The following is a 16549-nucleotide window of genomic DNA, read 5'->3' as shown; positions in this document are numbered from 1 at the left end:
GGCGTTCGAGCGCCTGACGGTCGGAGGGGGCGCACATTCGCCCGCACAAACGGACGGGGGGCAACCCCTGGCCGCGCGTCGGGGGCGGGCGCTAGCGTGGGGCGCGTGAGCCCAGCCCGCAAGGAAGTGTTCCTCGACGTCGAGGGGCACGAGGTGCGCGTCTCGAGCCCCGACAAGGTCGTGTTCCCGCAGCCGGGCATCACCAAGCTCGAGGTCGTGCAGTACTACCTCGCCGTCGCCGAGGGCGCCCTGCGCGGCGCCGGCGGGCGTCCGATGGTGCTCAAGCGCTTCGTGAAGGGGATCGACCAAGAGGCGTTCTTCCAGAAGCGCGTTCCCGAGAACCACCCCGACTTCGTCGACACGGCCACGCTGCAGTACGCCCGGGGGACGTCCGCCGAAGAGGCGGTGATCCGGGATGCCGCTGGCCTGGCGTGGGTCGTCAACCTCGGGTGCCTCGACCTCAACCCGCATCCCGTCCGCGCCGAGGATCTCGACCACCCCGACGAGCTGCGCATCGACCTCGACCCGATGCCCGGCGTGGACTGGTCGCAGATCGTCGACACGGCCATGGTCGCCCGCGAGGTGCTCGCCGACGTCGGGCTGGTGGGCTGGCCGAAGACGAGCGGCTCGCGCGGCCTCCACATCCTGGTGCGCATCGCGCCGCAGTGGGACTACAAGCAGGTGCGGCTCGCGGCCGAGACCCTCGCCCGCGAGGTCGAGAACCGGGCACCCGGCCTCGCCACCGCGCGATGGTGGAAGGAGGAGCGCGGAGAGAGCGTGTTCGTCGACTTCAACCAGAACGCGAAGGACCGCACCGTGGCGTCGGCCTATTCGATCCGGCCGCTGCCCGACGCGCGCGTCTCGACGCCGATGGAGTGGGACGAGGTCGCCGTCCGCAGACCCGAGGAGTTCACCGTCGCGACCGTGCTCGAGCGCTTCGCCGCGATCGGCGACCCGCACCGCGGGATCGACGACGCCGTCGGCGGCCTCGACGGGCTGCTGGCCCTGGCCGAAGAGCTGGGCCCCGCCGAGAAGCCGCCCCGCGCGGGCGACGCCGACGGCCGGCGCCAGTCAACCATGCCGCTCATCGAGATCGCCCGCACGAAGACCAAGCCCGAGGCACTGGAGGCGCTCGAGACCTGGAAGGCGAAGCATCCGTCCGTCGCCGGTCAGCTGCATCCCGCCGACGTGCTGGTCGACGGCATGCGCGGGTCGAGCTCGCTCTGGTACCGCGTGCGGGTCAACCTGCAGCACGTGCGCGACGCCGAGCGGCCCGCCCAGGAGGCGCTGATCGCGGACTACGACCCCTGGGCGGGCAAGGTCTGGCCGGGGCGCGAGGCTTCGGACTGACCCGTCGCGGCGAGGCGGGTCAGCCCGTACTCGAACGCCTCGTCGACGTCTCCGCCCAGGCGGAAGGCGCCGGAGAGCTCCATGTTGACGAATCCCGTCGCCCAGGCGGTGAGGAGGCGCGCCTCCTCCAGGGCCCGGTCCTCGCCGACCGATGCGCGCGCGGCGGCGAGCACCGGTTCGCTCGCACGCGCGAGCGTGTCGGCGCTGCCCGCGATCGAGTACAGCAGCCGGAAGCCCTCCGGCCGCGCGTGCGCGAAGGCCCGATATGCGCGCGCGAGGCCGGCGAGCGTGCCGTCGGATGCCGCGAGCCGGGTGCCCAGATCGTCCACCGTGGACTCGGCCACGAGCTGGAGCAGCGCGTGCCGGTCGCGGACCCTCTTGTACAGAGAGGGCGCACGGACCCCGACGCGGTCGGCGACGGCCTGCATCGTGACCTTCGACGGACCGCCGAGCTCGAGCAGCTCGCGGCCCGCCTCGACGATCGCCGACAGTGAGGTGCGGTCGGGTGTCGGCATCCGTCCCCCTTGATGGCTATTGACGTAAGCTATGATGGCTACGTACCATAGCTTACACGTGAACCCCTGGAGGCACTCATGCGACTCGGCGACAATCTGCACCGCATCGGCAACGACATCGTCGCGGCATACCTCGTCGTGACCGCGGAGGGGATCACCGTGGTGGATGCCGGCCTCCCCGGACACTGGAACGACCTGCGGACGGAACTGGCGGGCATCGGGCGCTCGCTCGACGACATCCGGGGCGTCGTGCTCACGCACGGCGACAGCGATCACCTCGGGTTCGCGGAGCGCCTGCGGCGCGAGCACGGTGTTCCGGTGTTCATCCATGCTGCCGATGCCGCCCGCGCCCGCGGCGGCGACAAGCCCAAGACCCCGATGGGGCCGATGCGGCTCGGTCCGACGTCCGGGTTCTTCGCGTATGCACTCCGCAAGCGCGGCTGGCGCACGGAGTACCTGTCCGAGGTCGTCGAGGTCGCCGACGGCGACGTGCTCGACCTGCCGGGGTCGCCGCGCGTGATCGGGCTGCCCGGCCACTCCCCCGGCAGCATCGCGGTGCACGTCCCGGCCGCCCGGGCCGTGTTCGTGGGGGACGCGCTGACCACGCGCCACGTGCTCACCGGCCGCCTCGGGCTGCAGCCCGCACCCTTCACCGACGAGCCCGACCTCGCGCTGACATCACTGGACCGCCTGGCCGGCCTGGAGGCGTCGTGGGTGCTGCCGGGCCACGGCGCCCCGTGGCAGGGGTCGCCGGCGGAGGTCGCCGTTGCCGTGCGGGCGGCGCGCTCAGGCGCCTGAGCGTCAGCGCTCCTCGAGCACCCGGTCCGCGAGGCCGTACGCCACGGCGTCGACGGCCGTGAACACGCGGTCGCGGTCGGTGTCGGCGCGCAGCTGCGCGGCATCCTTCCCCGTATGCCGGGCGAGGATCGCCTCGACGTCCCCGCGCACGCGCACGAGCTCGTCGGCCTGCAGGATCAGGTCGGGGATGGCGCCGCGCCCTTGTCCGGCCGGTTGGTGCAGAACGACGCGCGCGTGGGGCAGGACCGCGCGCTTGCCCGCCGCGCCGGCGGCGAGCATGACCGCACCGACGCCGATCGCCTGTCCGACGACGGTCGTGGCGACCTCCGGGCGGATGTGCTGGATCGTGTCGTACACGGCCAGCATCGCGGCGGGGTCGCCGCCCTCGCAGTTGATGTAGAGCTGGATGTCGCGCTCGGGGCTGTCGGCGTCGAGGTGCAGCAGCTGCGCGATGAGCGCGTTCGCGACGCCGGCGTCGATGCCGGTGCCGAGGTAGACGACGCGCTCCGCGAGGAGGTGCGAGTAGACGTCCATGATGCGGTCGCCGCGCGGATGCTGCGCCACGACGTTCGGGATCGCGTACGAGCTCATGCCGCCACCTCCGCCGCTCTGAGGCCGAGCCCGGCGGTCCGCCGCCGTCGCGGCAGGACCTGCGCGAAGTCGTCGACGATCCCGTCGATGAATCCGTAGTCCCGGGCCTGCGCCGCCGTGTACCAGCGGTCGTGCAGGGAGTCCTCGAAGATGCGCTCGATGCTCTGACCGGTGTCCGCGGCGATGAGGCCCAGGACTGTGTCGCGCATGTGGCGGAGGTCATTGGCCTGCACCTCCACGTCGACGGTCGAACCGCCGATGCCCGCCGAGCCCTGGTGCATCAGGATGCGCGCGTGCGGCAGCGCGCGACGCTTGCCCGGCATGCCGGCGGAGAGCAGGAACTGGCCGGCGCTGCACGCCAGTCCGAGGGCGAGGGTGGCGACGTCGTTCGGGATGAGCCGCATGACGTCGCGGATCGCGAGCATCGACGGAACCGACCCGCCGGGAGAGTGGATCCACAGGGCGATGTCGGATGCCTCGTCCTCGGCCGCGAGGGCCAGCATCTGGGTCGCCAGCAGCGTGCCGTTGTCGTCGTCGAGCGGGCCGTCGAGCACGAGCACCCGCTGGTGGAACAGCTCGCGTCGCGCCTCGGCCCCGAACTGGGGGATCTTGCCTTCTTCAGCCATGCCCCCAGCCTGCGCGGCGCGCCGGGCTGCGGCATCCGATTCCGCCGTGGGCGGGTCTGCCCTGGGCGGATTCTGGCGCGTGTCAGGCGCGGCGGGAGGGTGCGGCCAGGACGTCCTCGACGGCCTGCGCGAGCGCGGCGGTCACGCGGTCGGGGTCGACGCGGCGTGCCATCTGGGCGGCCTCGCGCGAGAGGCGGGCGTGCTCCTCGGGGTCGGCGATGACCCGCACGATCGCGGCGGCGAGAGCGCTCTGGTCGCCGTCGGGAACGAGCACGCCGCCGCCTGCTGCGAGATGGTCGCGGGGGCCGTAGGGCACGTCGTAGGCGATGACCGGCGTGCCGCGCACCATGGCCTCGACGATCGCGAGCGCCTGGCCCTCGAACGCCGACGTCGTGAGGAAGGCGGATGCCGCGTCCAGCACGCGCTCGGGCTCGTCGGTGATTCCGCGCAGCACGACGTGCGCGGTGAGGCCCTCGTCTTCGATGAGCCGCTGGAGGGCGTCGTGCTCGGCGCCGCCGCCGTAGATGTCGAGGGTCGCGTGCGGCACGGCTTCGAGCACCGCCCGGAATGCCCGGATGGCGTGGTCGACGCGCTTGCCGGGTGCCAGCCGGTTGAGCATCACGACGCGGCCCGGCGCGCGCTCGGATCCGGGAACCACAGTGGATGCCGCGGGCACGCCGGCGGGGATGACGAGATGCACGCCCTCGTCGCCGAACCGCTCGATCACGTCGGAGCGCTGCGCCTCGCTCAGCCAGAGGACGGCGTCGAACCGCTCGGCGAGCGTGAACCAGCGGGTCCACAGGGGGTTCAGTGGCGCGTCGGGCGTGTGCGGCGGCTCGAGGTGAATCGTGTGGATGGAGTGGATGAGTCGCACGCCGGGGTCGTTCCACCCGGCGATGAGCTCGCCGAGCTGGCGGGACTCGCAGATCACGACGACCGGCTTCTCGCCGCCCGTTGCTCGCAGTCCTGCGACGACGGCAGCGAGCCAGGCTCGGTAGAGGGCGCCGAAGCCGGCGACGATGCCGGTGATCGATCCGTCGCGGCCGTGCACGGCGACGGGTGCGGTCGTGATGTGCCAGTCCGGGTCGCCGTGGATCACGGGAAGGCTCACCGCCGGCCGCCCGTCGGCGTCCTCGACGCGGCGATACGCGAGCGCCGGGTCGGGCTCGCCGGGTTGCGCGGCCTCGAGCAGCCACGCGGCTGCGCCGCCGGACGGGGCGGATGCCTCGTCGAACAGGTTTCGCATGCGGTCTGGCGCGGTGATGAGGTCGCGCTCGTCGAAGGCGCGGCGGTGGCGCGCGTGGTCGGCCGGGGCTCCGGGATCGAACGTCAGGATGAGCGGCCCTCGGCCGCCGTCGACCCCGGCTGCCGCCATCTGGCGCGCGCGGGACAGGATGGCCATCGCGTAACCGCCGTCGTGATCGGGGATCAGCCGACTCGACAGGATCAGGTAGTGGGCATCCGGGAACGTCGTCACGCTCCCATCCTCCCCCATGGCGTCGGCCGAGCACGGGTGCGCTCGCCTCGCGCACCTCTCGTTCTCGTATGTGAGTTCATGCTCACATACCCCGTTCGTGCAACCCGGCGCCGAGGCACGGCCTGCTGTGTGAACGCGAACTCACATGACCTCCTGTGACCACGAACTCACACAACCCGTGTGTGAGCACGAACGCACACGACCCCGTGTGAGCACGAACTCACATACGAAAACCGGAAGGTGCGTCAGGAAGGTGCGTGGTCAGGAAGGGCCGCGCCGCCCCCGCCCACTCACTCCCACTCGATGGTGCCCGGCGGCTTCGACGTGACGTCGAGCACGACGCGGTTGACCTCGCGCACCTCGTTGGTGATGCGATTCGAGATGCGGGCGAGCACGTCGTAGGGCAGTCGGGTCCAGTCGGCGGTCATCGCATCCTCCGACGACACCGGGCGCAGCACGATCGGGTGGCCGTAGGTGCGACCGTCGCCCTGCACACCCACCGACCGCACGTCGGCGAGCAGCACGACGGGGCACTGCCAGATCTCGCCGTCGAGGCCCGCCCGGGTCAGCTCCTCGCGGGCGATGGCGTCGGCATCACGCAGAATCTCGAGGCGGTCAGCGGTGACCTCACCGACGATCCGGATGCCGAGACCGGGGCCCGGAAACGGCTGGCGCGCCACGATCGCCTCCGGCAGCCCGAGCTCGCGGCCGATCGCGCGGACCTCATCCTTGAACAGCGTGCGCAGCGGCTCCACGAGCTCGAACTGCAGATCCTCGGGAAGCCCACCCACGTTGTGGTGCGACTTGATGTTGGCCGTCCCTGTGCCGCCGCCGGACTCCACGACATCCGGATACAGGGTCCCCTGCACGAGGAACCGGATCGGCTCACCGTCGGCGGCGGCCTCGGCGATGAGCTCGCGCTCAGCTGCCTCGAACGTCCGGATGAATTCCCGCCCGATGATCTTGCGCTTCTCCTCGGGGTCGGAGACGCCGGCGAGCGCCGTCAGGAACTGCTCGCGCGCGTCGATCGTGACCAGACGCACGCCCGTCGACGCGACGTAGTCGTTCTCGACCTGCTCCCGCTCGCCCTTGCGCAGCAGGCCGTGATCCACGAACACGGCGACGAGCTGGTCGCCGACCGCCTTGTGCACGAGGGCCGTCGAGACGGCGGAGTCCACTCCGCCCGAGAGCGCCGAGAGCACGCGCCCGGTGCCGACCTGCTCGCGGATGCGCTCGACCTGCTCGGCGATGACGTTCCCGCTGTTCCAGTCGGCGGGAAGCCCGGCCGCCTTGTGGAGGAAGTTCTCGATGACCTGCTGGCCGTGGTCCGAGTGCTTCACCTCGGGGTGCCACTGCACGCCGTAGAAGCGCTTCTCGTCACTGCCGAAGGCCGCGACCGGAGTAGCCGACGTCGAGGCGAGAACCTCGAACCCCTCCGGCGCCCGCGAGACCTGATCCCCGTGGCTCATCCACACGTTCTGCGCCACCGGCTGTCCGCCCAGCAGCACACCGCCGTCGCCCGTGACCGCGGCATCCGTCGCCCCGTACTCCCGCAGACCGGTGTTGGCGACCTCGCCGCCCAGCGCCTGGGCCATGACCTGGAATCCGTAGCAGATGCCCAGCGTGGGAACCCCCAGGTCGAAGACCCCGGCGTCGAGGGACGGCGCACCCGGTTCGTACACCGACGACGGGCCGCCGGAGAGGATGATGCCCACCGGGTTCCGCGCCGCGATGGCATCAGCCGAGGCGGTGTGCGGCACGATCTCGCTGTAGACACCCGCCTCCCGGACGCGCCGTGCGATCAGCTGGGCGTACTGCGCCCCGAAGTCGACGACGAGGACGGGACGCTGGGAGGTTTCGGTCTGCTCGGTCAACGCTTGTTCTCCGTGGGGATCGCGTGGGTGAGGGTCGAGTGGCCGGCCTGCGAGTGCAGCTCCGACTCTTCGCGGGTCTTCAGGTACGAGGTGACCTCGCGGCCGACCTTGGCCTCCATGAAGAACGACAGGAGGGGCACGATGCCGCCGAGCGCCAGGACGATGAAGCGGCTGAAGGGCCAGCGCATCAGGCTCCACACGCGGAAGCACGAGAAGAGGTACACGACGTAGAACCAGCCGTGTGCGACGAGGATGAACAGCGACAGGTTGAACCCGTCACCGGTCGAGATCATCTCGCAGTCGTTGGTCATCGGCGCGAACAGCGACCACCACTCGCAGCCGGGACCGGCGATGACGGGCGCGAACCACAGGAAGCCGCCCGATCCGCCGAGGAACAGCTCGACGTGGATCGGCGTGTACTTCAGGATCATCTCGCCGACCAGCAGCAGCAGTCCGATGCCGGTGATGATCGAGCAGACCTGGTAGAACTTCAGGGCTCCGCGGATGGCCGGGAAGGAGGCGAGCTTCGGGGCGCGGGGCATGGATCCAGTCTACCCGCGGGATTCCGGGGTGATTTCCGGTGCGGATGCCTCGTCCCCCGCCGAATCCTCGGGCTCGAGAAGGTCCTCGACCTCCTTCTCCCACGCATCGCGGGCCAGGCGGTACCAGAGGTAGAACGCGAAGCCGGCGAAGATCGCCCACTCGGCGGCGTAGAAGATGTTGAGCCAGTTGACCGCCGACCCCGCCTCGGGCGCCGGCGAGGAGATGTCCTCCAGAGGCGGCGGTGCATCCTGAGAAGCGATGTAGGGGCGGTAGACGTCCACTCCCTCGGCGTCGTCCCATTGGCCGAGCAGTGCCGCGGGCGACATGCGGGTCAGCGTCTGCGGATCCGCGTCGTGCGGAGGCGGCACCGGGCCTTCGTCCGAGATGAGCCGCCCCGTCACTGTCACGGGGACGGTGACCGGCGATGCGGTGTCGCGATCGAGCTCCTCCGCCGCCGCGCGCGCCTCATCGAGCGTCGGCGCCCATCCGAGCGCCACGGCGACCGAGGTGGGCTCGTCGGTTCCCGCGACGCGGAGCTGGCCGGTCACCCAGTACCCCTCCACGTCGTCGTTGAACCGGGATGCCACGAGGATGAAGTCGCCGGGCATCCAGAATCCCTCGACCGTGACGCGCTGCCCGACGAGCGGCTCCGGAAGGTACTCGCCCGGTGCGGCGACCTCCTCGAGGGGTCGCACGACCTCCGTCGCGCCGGGGGGCGGCGGATCGGCGTCGATCGCTCTGCTCAGCTGCCACTGCCCGAGCCAGGCGAAGATCCCGGCGACCAGGAGGCAGAGCAGCAGCATCCCGATCCACTGCGGCCGCAGCATCACCTCGCGCAGGGTCGGCGGGAAGACCTCGGGCGCGTCGAGGGAGGAGGCGTCGGGCTCGGTCATCCCGCGCTGTAGGGAGCGACCACGACCTCGACCCGCTGGAACTCCTTGAGGTCGGAGTAGCCGGTGGTGGCCATCGACTTGCGCAGCGCGCCGATGAGGTTGGCCGTGCCGTCGGCGACGGGCGCCGGACCGTACAGGATCTCCTCGAGGGAGGCGACCTGGTCGACCTTCACGCGGCGGCCGCGCGGCAGCTTCGGGTGGTGGGCCTCGGGCCCCCAGTGGAAGCCCTGCCCCGGAGCATCCGTCGCCCGCGCCAGCGCGACACCGAGCATCACGGCGTCGGCGCCCATCGCGAGCGCCTTGACGATGTCGCCGGAGGTGCCCACGCCGCCGTCGGCGATCACGTGCACGTAGCGGCCACCCGACTCGTCGAGGTAGTCGCGGCGCGCGCCGGCCACGTCGGCGACCGCCGTCGCCATGGGCGCGTGGAGTCCGAGGGTGGCGCGGGTGGTGGATGCCGCTCCCCCGCCGAATCCGACGAGCACGCCCGCCGCGCCGGTGCGCATGAGGTGCAGCGCGGCCGTGTAGGTCGCCGCGCCGCCCACGATCACCGGGACGTCGAGGTCGTAGATGAACTTCTTGAGGTTCAGGGGCTGGTCCACCGACGACACGTGCTCGGCCGACACCGTGGTGCCGCGGATCACGAACAGGTCGACGCCCGCCGCGACGACGGTCTCATACAGCTCCTGCGTGCGCTGGGGCGTCAGGGCGCCGGCGACCGTGACGCCCGCGGCGCGGATCTCGGCGAGCCGATCGCGCACGAGCTCGGGCTTGATCGGCTCGGCGTAGAGCTCCTGCATGCGGCGCGTGGCGGCGGCCTTCTCGAGGCCCGAGATCTCGGCGAGGAGGGGCGCCGGGTCGTCGTACCGGGTCCACAGGCCCTCGAGGTCGAGCACGCCGAGGCCGCCGAGCTGACCGAGCATGATCGCCGTCTGCGGGCTCACGACCGAGTCCATGGGGGCTCCGAGCACGGGGATGTCGAAGCTGAAGGCGTCGATCGTCCAGGTGGTCGAGACGTCCTCGGGGTTGCGGGTGCGCCGCGACGGCACGACCGCGATGTCGTCGAACGTGTACGCGCGGCGTGCGCGCTTCGCGCGACCGAGTTCGATGTCCATGCTCACCACCCCAGCCTACCCGGCAGGTGTTTTGGGCGCGTTTCGTCTCGGTCGTCGAGCGAGCGCAGCGAGACGAAACGCCCCCGCCTCAGCGCTGCCGGGCGACGCGCGCCTCGTCCCAGACCGGCGCGTCCGCCTCGTACACGCGCCCGTCGCCGCCGAACACGACGAACCGGTCGAAGCTCTTGGCGAGCCAGCGATCGTGCGTCACCGCCAGCACCGTGCCCTCGAAGCGCGCGAGCGCGTCCTGGAGTGCCTCGGCGGAGACGAGGTCGAGGTTGTCCGTCGGCTCGTCCAGCAGCAGCAGGGTCGCACCCGACAGCTCGAGCAGGAGGATCTGGAACCGCGCCTGCTGACCGCCCGAGAGGCTGTCGAACACCTGCTCGGCCTGGCCGACGAGGCCGTAGCGGTCCAGCGCCGAACTCGCGGCATCCCTCGGCAATCCAGCGCGGGCGTCTTCGCCGCGGTGGAGGATGTCCAGCAGCGTGCGCCCGGCGAACTCCGGATGCCGGTGGGTCTGCGCGAACCAGCCCGGCACGACGCGCGCACCCAGGATCGCGCGGCCGGAATGCGCGACCGGCTCGAGGGCGGCGCCGGTGGTCGTGGCATGGCCGAGCCGGGCGTCGGGGTCGGTGCCGCCGCGGGCGAGCAGGCGCAGGAAGTGCGACTTGCCCGACCCGTTCGAGCCGAGCACCGCCACGCGGTCTCCGAACCACACCTCCAGGTCGAACGGCTTCATGAGGCCGGTGAGCTCGAGCCGCTCGGCGACGACGGCGCGCTTGCCCGTGCGGGCACCGCGCAGGCGCAGCGCGAGATCCTGCTCGGGAGGTCGCTCCTGGGGCGGCCCGGCCTCCTCGAACTTCCGCAGGCGCGTCTGTGCGGCGCGGTACCGCGAGGTGAACGTGTCGTTCGCGGTCGCCTTGACCTTGAGGGCGGCGACGAGTGCCTTGAGCTTCGCGTGCTGCTCGTCCCAGCGCCGGCGGAGCTCGTCGAGACGGGCCATCCGGTCGTCGCGTGCGCGGTGATAGGTGCCGAACCCGCCGCCGTGCACCCACGCCGAGCTCCCGGCGCCGCCCGCCTCGAGCGTCACGATGCGGTCGGCGGCGCGGGCGAGCAGCTCCCGGTCGTGCGATACCAGCAGAACGGTCTTCGCCGTCTCCCGCAGCCGCTCCTCGAGCCAGCGCTTGCCGGGCACGTCGAGGTAGTTGTCGGGCTCGTCGAGCAGGAGCACCTGGTCGGGGCCGCGCAGGAGCGCCTCGAGCGCGAGCCGCTTCTGCTCGCCTCCCGACAGCGTCGAGAGCTCGCGGAAACGGGCACGGGAGAACGGGATGCCGAGCGCCGCGGTCGTGCAGGTGTCCCACACCGTCTCGTACTCGTACCCGCCGGCTTCGGCGTAGTCGGCGAGCGCGCCCGCGTACCGCATCTGGGTGTCGAGGTCGTCGCGCTCGATGATCGCCGCCTCGGCGTCCTCGAGTTCGCGCGCCGCGCGGCGGACGCGGTCGGGGGCGACCGAGATGAGCAGGTCGTGCACGGTCTGCCCCGCCGTCCCGTGGCCCACGAACTGGTCCATCACGCCGAGCCCGCCGTCGATGGAGACGACGCCGGACAGGGCCGGGAGCTCGCCGCGGATGATGCGCAAGAGGGTCGTCTTGCCTGCACCGTTCTGGCCGATCAGCGCGGTCGTCGATCCCTCGCCGACGCGGAACGACACCTCGTCGAGCAGCGGCCGCCCGTCGGGCAGAGCGTACGAGACGGCGGCGATGTCGATGGAGCCCACGGTCTTTCCTGTCTGCTCCCGCGGCATCCGTCGCCGGAAGGGAGCCGACCAGACTATCGGGTCGCCGGGGTCAGGATGCGGCGGCTTCGCGCTTCTGCTGCTGGAAGGCGCGCAGCGCTTCGTACCGGTCCGCGGAGCGGGCCTGGCGCTTGGCCGCCTCGTCCTCACGGTTCTTCGGCGGGGCGACGGTCACGAGGTCGTCGAGGAGATGGCGGGTCGCATGGGCGATTTCGGCGACCGCGCGATCGAAGACCTCCTGGTTGACCTTCGACGGCTTCGTCGTTCCGGTGATCTTGCGCACGAACTGCAGCGCGGCGTCGTGGCATTCGTCGTCGGTCGCGGCCGGTTCGAAGTTGTGGAGCGGGACGATGTTGCGGCACATGACCCAGACGATACGCCGGGTCGCATCGGCCGGCTACTCGATCGGGGCGACGACGTCTGCGGCGTCCTCCGGGTCGACGACGGTGAGCACGACCTCCAGCGGCCGACCGAAGCGCGTCCCCTCGGCGTTGCTGTAGCGGATGGTGAAGCCATGGGTGCCGAGACTCAGATCCGGGACATACCGGGCGAGCGGCGCCTCCTCCAGCAGATGGACGCGGCCGGTCGACAGGCCGTCGACCGAGACCACGACGTGCTGGCCGGCGATGCCCGACAGCAGCAGCTGCGCATCGTCCGCTTCCCCGTCGGCATCGAGATCCGTCCGGGTCACGGTGTCCGCCCCGTCGGGTCCGGTCAGCTCCGGCGTCGGCAGCACATACGGACCGATCTCCGGCGACGGCGCCGAGTCGGCCCACCCGACGATCCTCTGGATCAGACGCACCGTCGTCCCTTCAGCCGCGGTGGCCGTGTCCAGGTCCAGCGCGAAGGCCGAGTCCTCGCCGACGACAGCCGTCCCGAGGGTGCGACCCTCGGCGTCCTGCGCGACGATCTCGGCGCCCGCGACCCCCCGCCCGGTGATGGCGGCCGGAACGGGAGCTGCGAGATCCGACGGCATGTCGGCCTCCGGGCTCGGAGCGACCTGCGGGGGCGGCGTGGGCGTCGGAGTGGGCGTGGGCGTGGGTGCAGGCGTGGGAGCGGGCGCCGGCGTGGGAGCGGGCGCAGGCGTGGGAGCCGGCACGGGTGCCGGCGAATGCTCGGGTGTCACGGACGGCTGCACGGCCGGCGGGCTGGGAGCCGCGACGGGTGGGGCGACGGGAGGTGCTTCCGCGTCGGGCGCAGATGTCTCCCTCGGTTCCGCGGAAGGCGTGGATTCCGGCGTTCCGGATGAGGCGGGAGGCGTGAACTGCTGTGGGGTCGCTTCGGCGACGACGGCCGACCGACCCGGAGCGAGCGGCACCGAGCTCAGCGCCGCGACGGTGCCGCCCACCGCCAGCACGACCCCGACGGACGCCGCCACCAGAGCGGCGGGAGCGATCGACGGCTTTCCGATCGCGGCCGCCGCCGGTGCGGGGCTGTGCAGCTGCGAGTAGGCCGTCGCCGAGGCTCCCAGCGTGCTCACCAGCAGAATCGCGCGCAGGCGCTGCACCGGTTCGCGGTCATCCGCCGCGAGGATGCGGCACGCCGCGCACTCGCCGAGATGCCGGTCCAGTCGCCTCTCGTCGACCTTCCTTGCGCGTCGGCCGCGCCCGGCCACCACGAGCTCGGTCGCCCACCGGCACTCCTCCGAGCGGCCCGGATCGTCGACGTGCACCTCCATCCACGCCTTCCGGAACCCCTCCCGTGCCCGGTAGACGAGCGCCGCGACGCTGTTGGGCGACATGCCGAGGATCGGCGCCAGTTCACGCGGCGCCATCCCCTCGACTTCGACGTACCACAGGACCGATCGCCAGCGCTCCGGCAGCGAGCGGAACGCCCGGGCCAGTGAGGTGCGATCGGCGACGAGGGTGGCGGGATCCGGATGCTGCTCGTCGGCGATATCGGTTCGTTCGTCCAGCGACACCGCGCGGGGTTCCTTCGACCAGCTCACGGCGACGTTCTTGATGGTGACGAACAGGTAGGGCCGGAAGGCCTCCGTCGGTCCGCCGCCGAGCTGGGTCGCGCGAAGGATGCGCGTGAACGCCTCGGAGACCAGATCATCGGGGTCGGTGGACCACGCCACGGCCCGGGCGGCCCGGCGGGCGGCCTCGGCGTGACGCTGCCAGAGGGTCGCGAACGCGAGGCGGTCGCCATCGCGGGTCGCCTGCACCAGCTCGGCGTCGGATCTGTTCCTGCTGCGCCACTCGCGGCGCGTCGAAGCGGGGTTCGTCAAGCGGGTCTCCTCGGATCAGAGCACAAGAAATGCCCCTCCTTTAGACCCCCGTCACCTGCTTTCATGACGCCGCGGGATGCGCGGGAGCGCCGCGCCGTCACCGGCGTCATAACCCGCCCGGCCGGCGGTCCCCCTTTCCAGGACATGACCCTGTGAGGACACGATGGACGTTTGGCCCGTGATGAATGCGAGCGATGACCGGCTTCTCCTCCGGTACCGGAACGGCGACCGGTCGGCACTCGACCTGCTGTGGGCACGGCACCGGTCGCGTGCGCGCCGAGCGCTGATCGCATTGACGGGGAGCGCCGATCCGGCGCAACTCGATGAAGTGCGAGACTCCGTCGCAACCGCCGCCGCTCTCGGCGGGGATGCCGTGCTGGGGCACACCGTGCTCAGCTCAGCCCGACACGTCGCCGCCGCCGCGCGCCGGCCCGGCGACATCGACACCGATCTGATCGCCTCGGCCGAGTACCTCCGTCGGCTCGCCGACGTGCATCACGCCTACGACCGGCTCGGGTTCACGCACCGAACAGTCCTCTGGTACGCCGCCGTCGATCGCCTCACGCCGCGACTGATCAGCCCTCACGTCGGCGGCGCAGTCGATTCCACCGGTCACCTCATCGGGCGCGCGCTCGACACTCTGCGGCGGGAGCTCCCCGGCCACCTCTCCTGGGCGAACCCGGACGACGGGCTGAGCGCTCTCGGCGAGGCACTGGCCATCTCCACGCTGGGGCTCGGACCGGGCACCCGTTATGTGACCGGGCGCTTCCGGCCGGCGGAACGCGACACTGCTCCCCATTACTCCGGCCTGTACGCCGAGGATCACCCCCCGGTGGGGCTGTGCGTCGCGACGCTCACCGTCCTGGACAGCAGCGGCTTCGAGCGCGAGTTCGAGCCCGTCATGGTCGACGAACACGCCGTGAAGCAGCTCGTCCATCAGGGCGAATCGCTGTGACCGTCTTCCTGCTCGCCGATCGTGACCCCGCCTGCGCGGCGCTTGCACCGCCTCCGCGCACCGCGAGCTCGATCACCCGGATCGACCTGCAGCCGGAGCTTCGGAACTCCCGCACTCCGATCACCGAGGAGTCGACCGGCCGGGATCCCTTTCACCACGTCCGGCTCATCCTGCTCGCCGAGCAGGAACGCGGCAATGCGTTCACGCTTCACTCGGGCGCCGAGGGAATCGCGCGTGCGTCCGGCCGCCGCCCTCTGAATCGCGTGCTCATCGAGGCCGAGTTCGCTCTGCCCGCCTCCGCGATGTGGATCGAGTTCCGCACCGGCCGGTGGCTGCTGATCGTCGGCGACGCGCAGATCCAGGGTGCGCGGGCTCCCCGCAGGGCGTGGCGCAGCGCCTACCAGCGATCGGTGCCGCGCGGAAGCACGTCGAGGACGTGGGGAAGCTCGGTGGGGAAGCAGGACCGGAAGAGCTCGGTGATCTGGGGATCGGAGCCGTAGTCGTCGACGATCCGCAGGCCGATCATGGTGCTGATGAGCATGCCCTCCGCCATGAACGATCGCGCTTCATCGGCGTCCAGCCCCATCTCGTCACGGAAGAACCGCCAGACCGTGGCGAATCCCGCGCGCGCGGCCGCGCCGATCACGGGATGGCTGCCCAGGAGGTACGCGTGCGCGAGGGTCTGGTGCAGGCCGCGCACCTCCAGCAGATCCACGTAGGCCTGCCCGATCCGCTTGGCCGCGGCCTTCTCTTCCGTGACCCCGGGCTCCCGCTCCCCCGCGTCGTCGGCGAGGGCGGCACGGAAGGCCCGGAGCATGCGGGCCAGTGCGTCCTCGATCGCTGCGAGGAACAGGTTCTCCTTCGAGCCGAACAGCCGCACGACATAGGGCTGGCTGACACCCGCCGCGCGTGCGACCTCGTCGGTGGTCGCGCCCTCATAGCCGCGAGCCCCGAAGACGGCGAGGGCCGCGACGAGGATCTGGCGGCGCCGCTCCTCGGACGACAGGCGCCTACTGCTCTCCCCCGGGGCGAGGGCGGCAGCGTCGACGCTCACTGAAGTCATGTCCTCAGGTTATCAGCGAATGACTTGACTTTGTAATCAGTCGATTACTACATTGATCGTCGTAAGTAATCATTCGATAACTACCGGAGACCTCGATGACCACCGAAACCACCCTCGCGCCGGCCGGGAGCGCCCTCCGCCGGGCACGGCCGTTCGCGCTCGTCATTGCCGCGGCATCCCTCCCGATGTTCATGGCCACCCTCGACAACCTCGTCATGACCAACGCGCTCCCGGTCCTGCACGCCCAGATGGGTGCCTCCGTCGAAGAGCTGCAGTGGTTCGTCAACGCGTACACCCTCGCGTTCGCCGGAGCGATCCTGATCGCCTCGGCCCTCGGCGACCGATTCGGAAGGCGCACCGTCTTCGCGATCGGCATCGCCGTCTTCGGCATCGGCTCGGTGCTGGCCGCGCTCAGCACCGATCCCGGCCAGCTCATCGCCGCTCGCGCGCTGCAGGGGCTCGGTGGAGCCGGTGTGCTGCCGCTCTCCCTCGCCCTCCTGAGCGGGGCCGTGCCGGAGGCGCGACGCCCGCTCGCCATCGGCATCTGGGGCGGGATCTCCGGCCTCGGCGTCGCGGTGGGCCCGCTCGTCGGCGGTCTGATCATGGAGGGCTGGGACTGGCAGGCCATCTTCTGGATCAACGTCCCCGTCGCGATCGTCGCGATCCCGCTGGCGCTGATCGTGCTCCCCAACGACTTCGGCGCCCGGGCACGCATCGACGTGCC

17 protein-coding genes are annotated in these 16549 nt (G+C 71.3%); 5 read left to right on the top strand and 12 right to left on the bottom strand.

Annotated elements, in window-relative coordinates; all coding sequences use genetic code 11:
- The first annotated feature begins 105 nt into the window (after positions 1–105).
- Positions 106–1350: a non-homologous end-joining DNA ligase gene (ligD, locus tag ACE3O1_RS10350; RefSeq protein ID WP_374314951.1), complete on the top strand. Its 1245-nt coding sequence runs from the start codon at positions 106–108 to the stop codon at positions 1348–1350.
- Here the strand turns inward: ligD and ACE3O1_RS10345 are convergent.
- Positions 1299–1865, bottom strand: coding sequence for a TetR/AcrR family transcriptional regulator (locus ACE3O1_RS10345; RefSeq protein ID WP_374314950.1), 567 nt, complete (start codon positions 1863–1865; stop codon positions 1299–1301). The genes ligD and ACE3O1_RS10345 overlap by 52 nt on opposite strands.
- 78 nt (positions 1866–1943) lie before the next feature.
- On the opposite strand from ACE3O1_RS10345, the gene ACE3O1_RS10340 reads away from it, so the two are divergent.
- Positions 1944–2663, top strand: coding sequence for an MBL fold metallo-hydrolase (locus ACE3O1_RS10340; protein ID WP_374314949.1), 720 nt, complete (start codon positions 1944–1946; stop codon positions 2661–2663).
- Between the two features lie 3 nt (positions 2664–2666).
- Here the strand turns inward: ACE3O1_RS10340 and ACE3O1_RS10335 are convergent, their stop codons facing one another.
- The 10 genes from ACE3O1_RS10335 to ACE3O1_RS10290 all read right to left on the bottom strand — a co-directional run bounded on the left by ACE3O1_RS10335 (position 2667) and on the right by ACE3O1_RS10290 (position 13807).
- Positions 2667–3254: a ClpP family protease gene (locus tag ACE3O1_RS10335; protein ID WP_374314948.1), complete on the bottom strand. Its 588-nt coding sequence runs from the start codon at positions 3252–3254 to the stop codon at positions 2667–2669.
- Positions 3251–3880 carry a ClpP family protease gene (locus tag ACE3O1_RS10330; RefSeq protein WP_374314947.1) on the bottom strand — a complete coding sequence of 210 codons (630 nt, stop codon included), beginning with the start codon at positions 3878–3880 and terminating at the stop codon, positions 3251–3253. The genes ACE3O1_RS10335 and ACE3O1_RS10330 overlap by 4 nt, the downstream gene beginning before the upstream one ends.
- Before the next feature lie 82 nt (positions 3881–3962).
- Positions 3963–5357: a glycosyltransferase gene (locus ACE3O1_RS10325; protein ID WP_374314946.1), complete on the bottom strand. Its 1395-nt coding sequence runs from the start codon at positions 5355–5357 to the stop codon at positions 3963–3965.
- A gap of 290 nt (positions 5358–5647) precedes the next feature.
- Positions 5648–7231: a glutamine-hydrolyzing GMP synthase gene (guaA, locus tag ACE3O1_RS10320; RefSeq protein ID WP_374314945.1), complete on the bottom strand. Its 1584-nt coding sequence runs from the start codon at positions 7229–7231 to the stop codon at positions 5648–5650.
- A complete protein-coding gene (locus ACE3O1_RS10315; RefSeq protein WP_374314944.1) occupies positions 7228–7773 on the bottom strand; it encodes a DUF3817 domain-containing protein in 546 nt (181 codons plus the stop codon). Before ACE3O1_RS10315 ends, guaA begins: the two co-directional genes overlap by 4 nt.
- Positions 7774–7782: 9 nt before the next feature.
- On the bottom strand, positions 7783–8667 hold the full coding sequence (locus tag ACE3O1_RS10310; protein WP_374314943.1) for an SURF1 family protein: 885 nt from the start codon (positions 8665–8667) through the stop codon (positions 7783–7785).
- A complete protein-coding gene (locus tag ACE3O1_RS10305; protein WP_374314952.1) occupies positions 8664–9782 on the bottom strand; it encodes a GuaB3 family IMP dehydrogenase-related protein in 1119 nt (372 codons plus the stop codon). Before ACE3O1_RS10305 ends, ACE3O1_RS10310 begins: the two co-directional genes overlap by 4 nt.
- A gap of 88 nt (positions 9783–9870) precedes the next feature.
- Positions 9871–11559, bottom strand: coding sequence for an ABC-F family ATP-binding cassette domain-containing protein (locus tag ACE3O1_RS10300; RefSeq protein WP_374314942.1), 1689 nt, complete (start codon positions 11557–11559; stop codon positions 9871–9873).
- A gap of 70 nt (positions 11560–11629) precedes the next feature.
- Positions 11630–11941 (bottom strand): DUF2277 domain-containing protein, encoded by a 312-nt coding sequence (locus tag ACE3O1_RS10295; RefSeq protein ID WP_374314941.1) that lies wholly within the window; start codon positions 11939–11941, stop codon positions 11630–11632.
- A gap of 33 nt (positions 11942–11974) precedes the next feature.
- Positions 11975–13807 carry a sigma-70 family RNA polymerase sigma factor gene (locus ACE3O1_RS10290; protein ID WP_374314940.1) on the bottom strand — a complete coding sequence of 611 codons (1833 nt, stop codon included), beginning with the start codon at positions 13805–13807 and terminating at the stop codon, positions 11975–11977.
- A 163-nt stretch (positions 13808–13970) separates the two neighbouring features.
- Here ACE3O1_RS10290 and ACE3O1_RS10285 point away from each other — a divergent pair, with 163 nt between their 5' ends.
- Together ACE3O1_RS10285 and ACE3O1_RS10280 are read left to right on the top strand one after the other, a co-directional pair.
- A complete protein-coding gene (locus ACE3O1_RS10285; protein WP_374314939.1) occupies positions 13971–14762 on the top strand; it encodes a hypothetical protein in 792 nt (263 codons plus the stop codon).
- Positions 14759–15262, top strand: coding sequence for a hypothetical protein (locus tag ACE3O1_RS10280; RefSeq protein WP_374314938.1), 504 nt, complete (start codon positions 14759–14761; stop codon positions 15260–15262). The genes ACE3O1_RS10285 and ACE3O1_RS10280 overlap by 4 nt, the downstream gene beginning before the upstream one ends.
- Here the strand turns inward: ACE3O1_RS10280 and ACE3O1_RS10275 are convergent.
- The gene (locus tag ACE3O1_RS10275) at positions 15160–15825 is read right to left on the bottom strand and encodes a TetR/AcrR family transcriptional regulator (protein ID WP_374314936.1); all 666 of its coding nucleotides are present in this window, start codon (positions 15823–15825) and stop codon (positions 15160–15162) included. The two genes, ACE3O1_RS10280 and ACE3O1_RS10275, sit on opposite strands and share 103 nt — an antisense overlap.
- Positions 15826–15920: 95 nt before the next feature.
- On the opposite strand from ACE3O1_RS10275, the gene ACE3O1_RS10270 reads away from it, so the two are divergent.
- The coding region (locus ACE3O1_RS10270) for an MFS transporter (protein ID WP_374314935.1) at positions 15921–16549 on the top strand (629 nt) is incomplete at its 3' end.

It is taken from the genome of Microbacterium sp. (assembly GCF_041909575.1).
GTDB lineage: Bacteria > Actinomycetota > Actinomycetes > Actinomycetales > Microbacteriaceae > Microbacterium.
The sequence above is the reverse complement of the archived record's forward strand: the minus strand, read 5'-3'. Positions and strand labels throughout refer to the sequence as shown.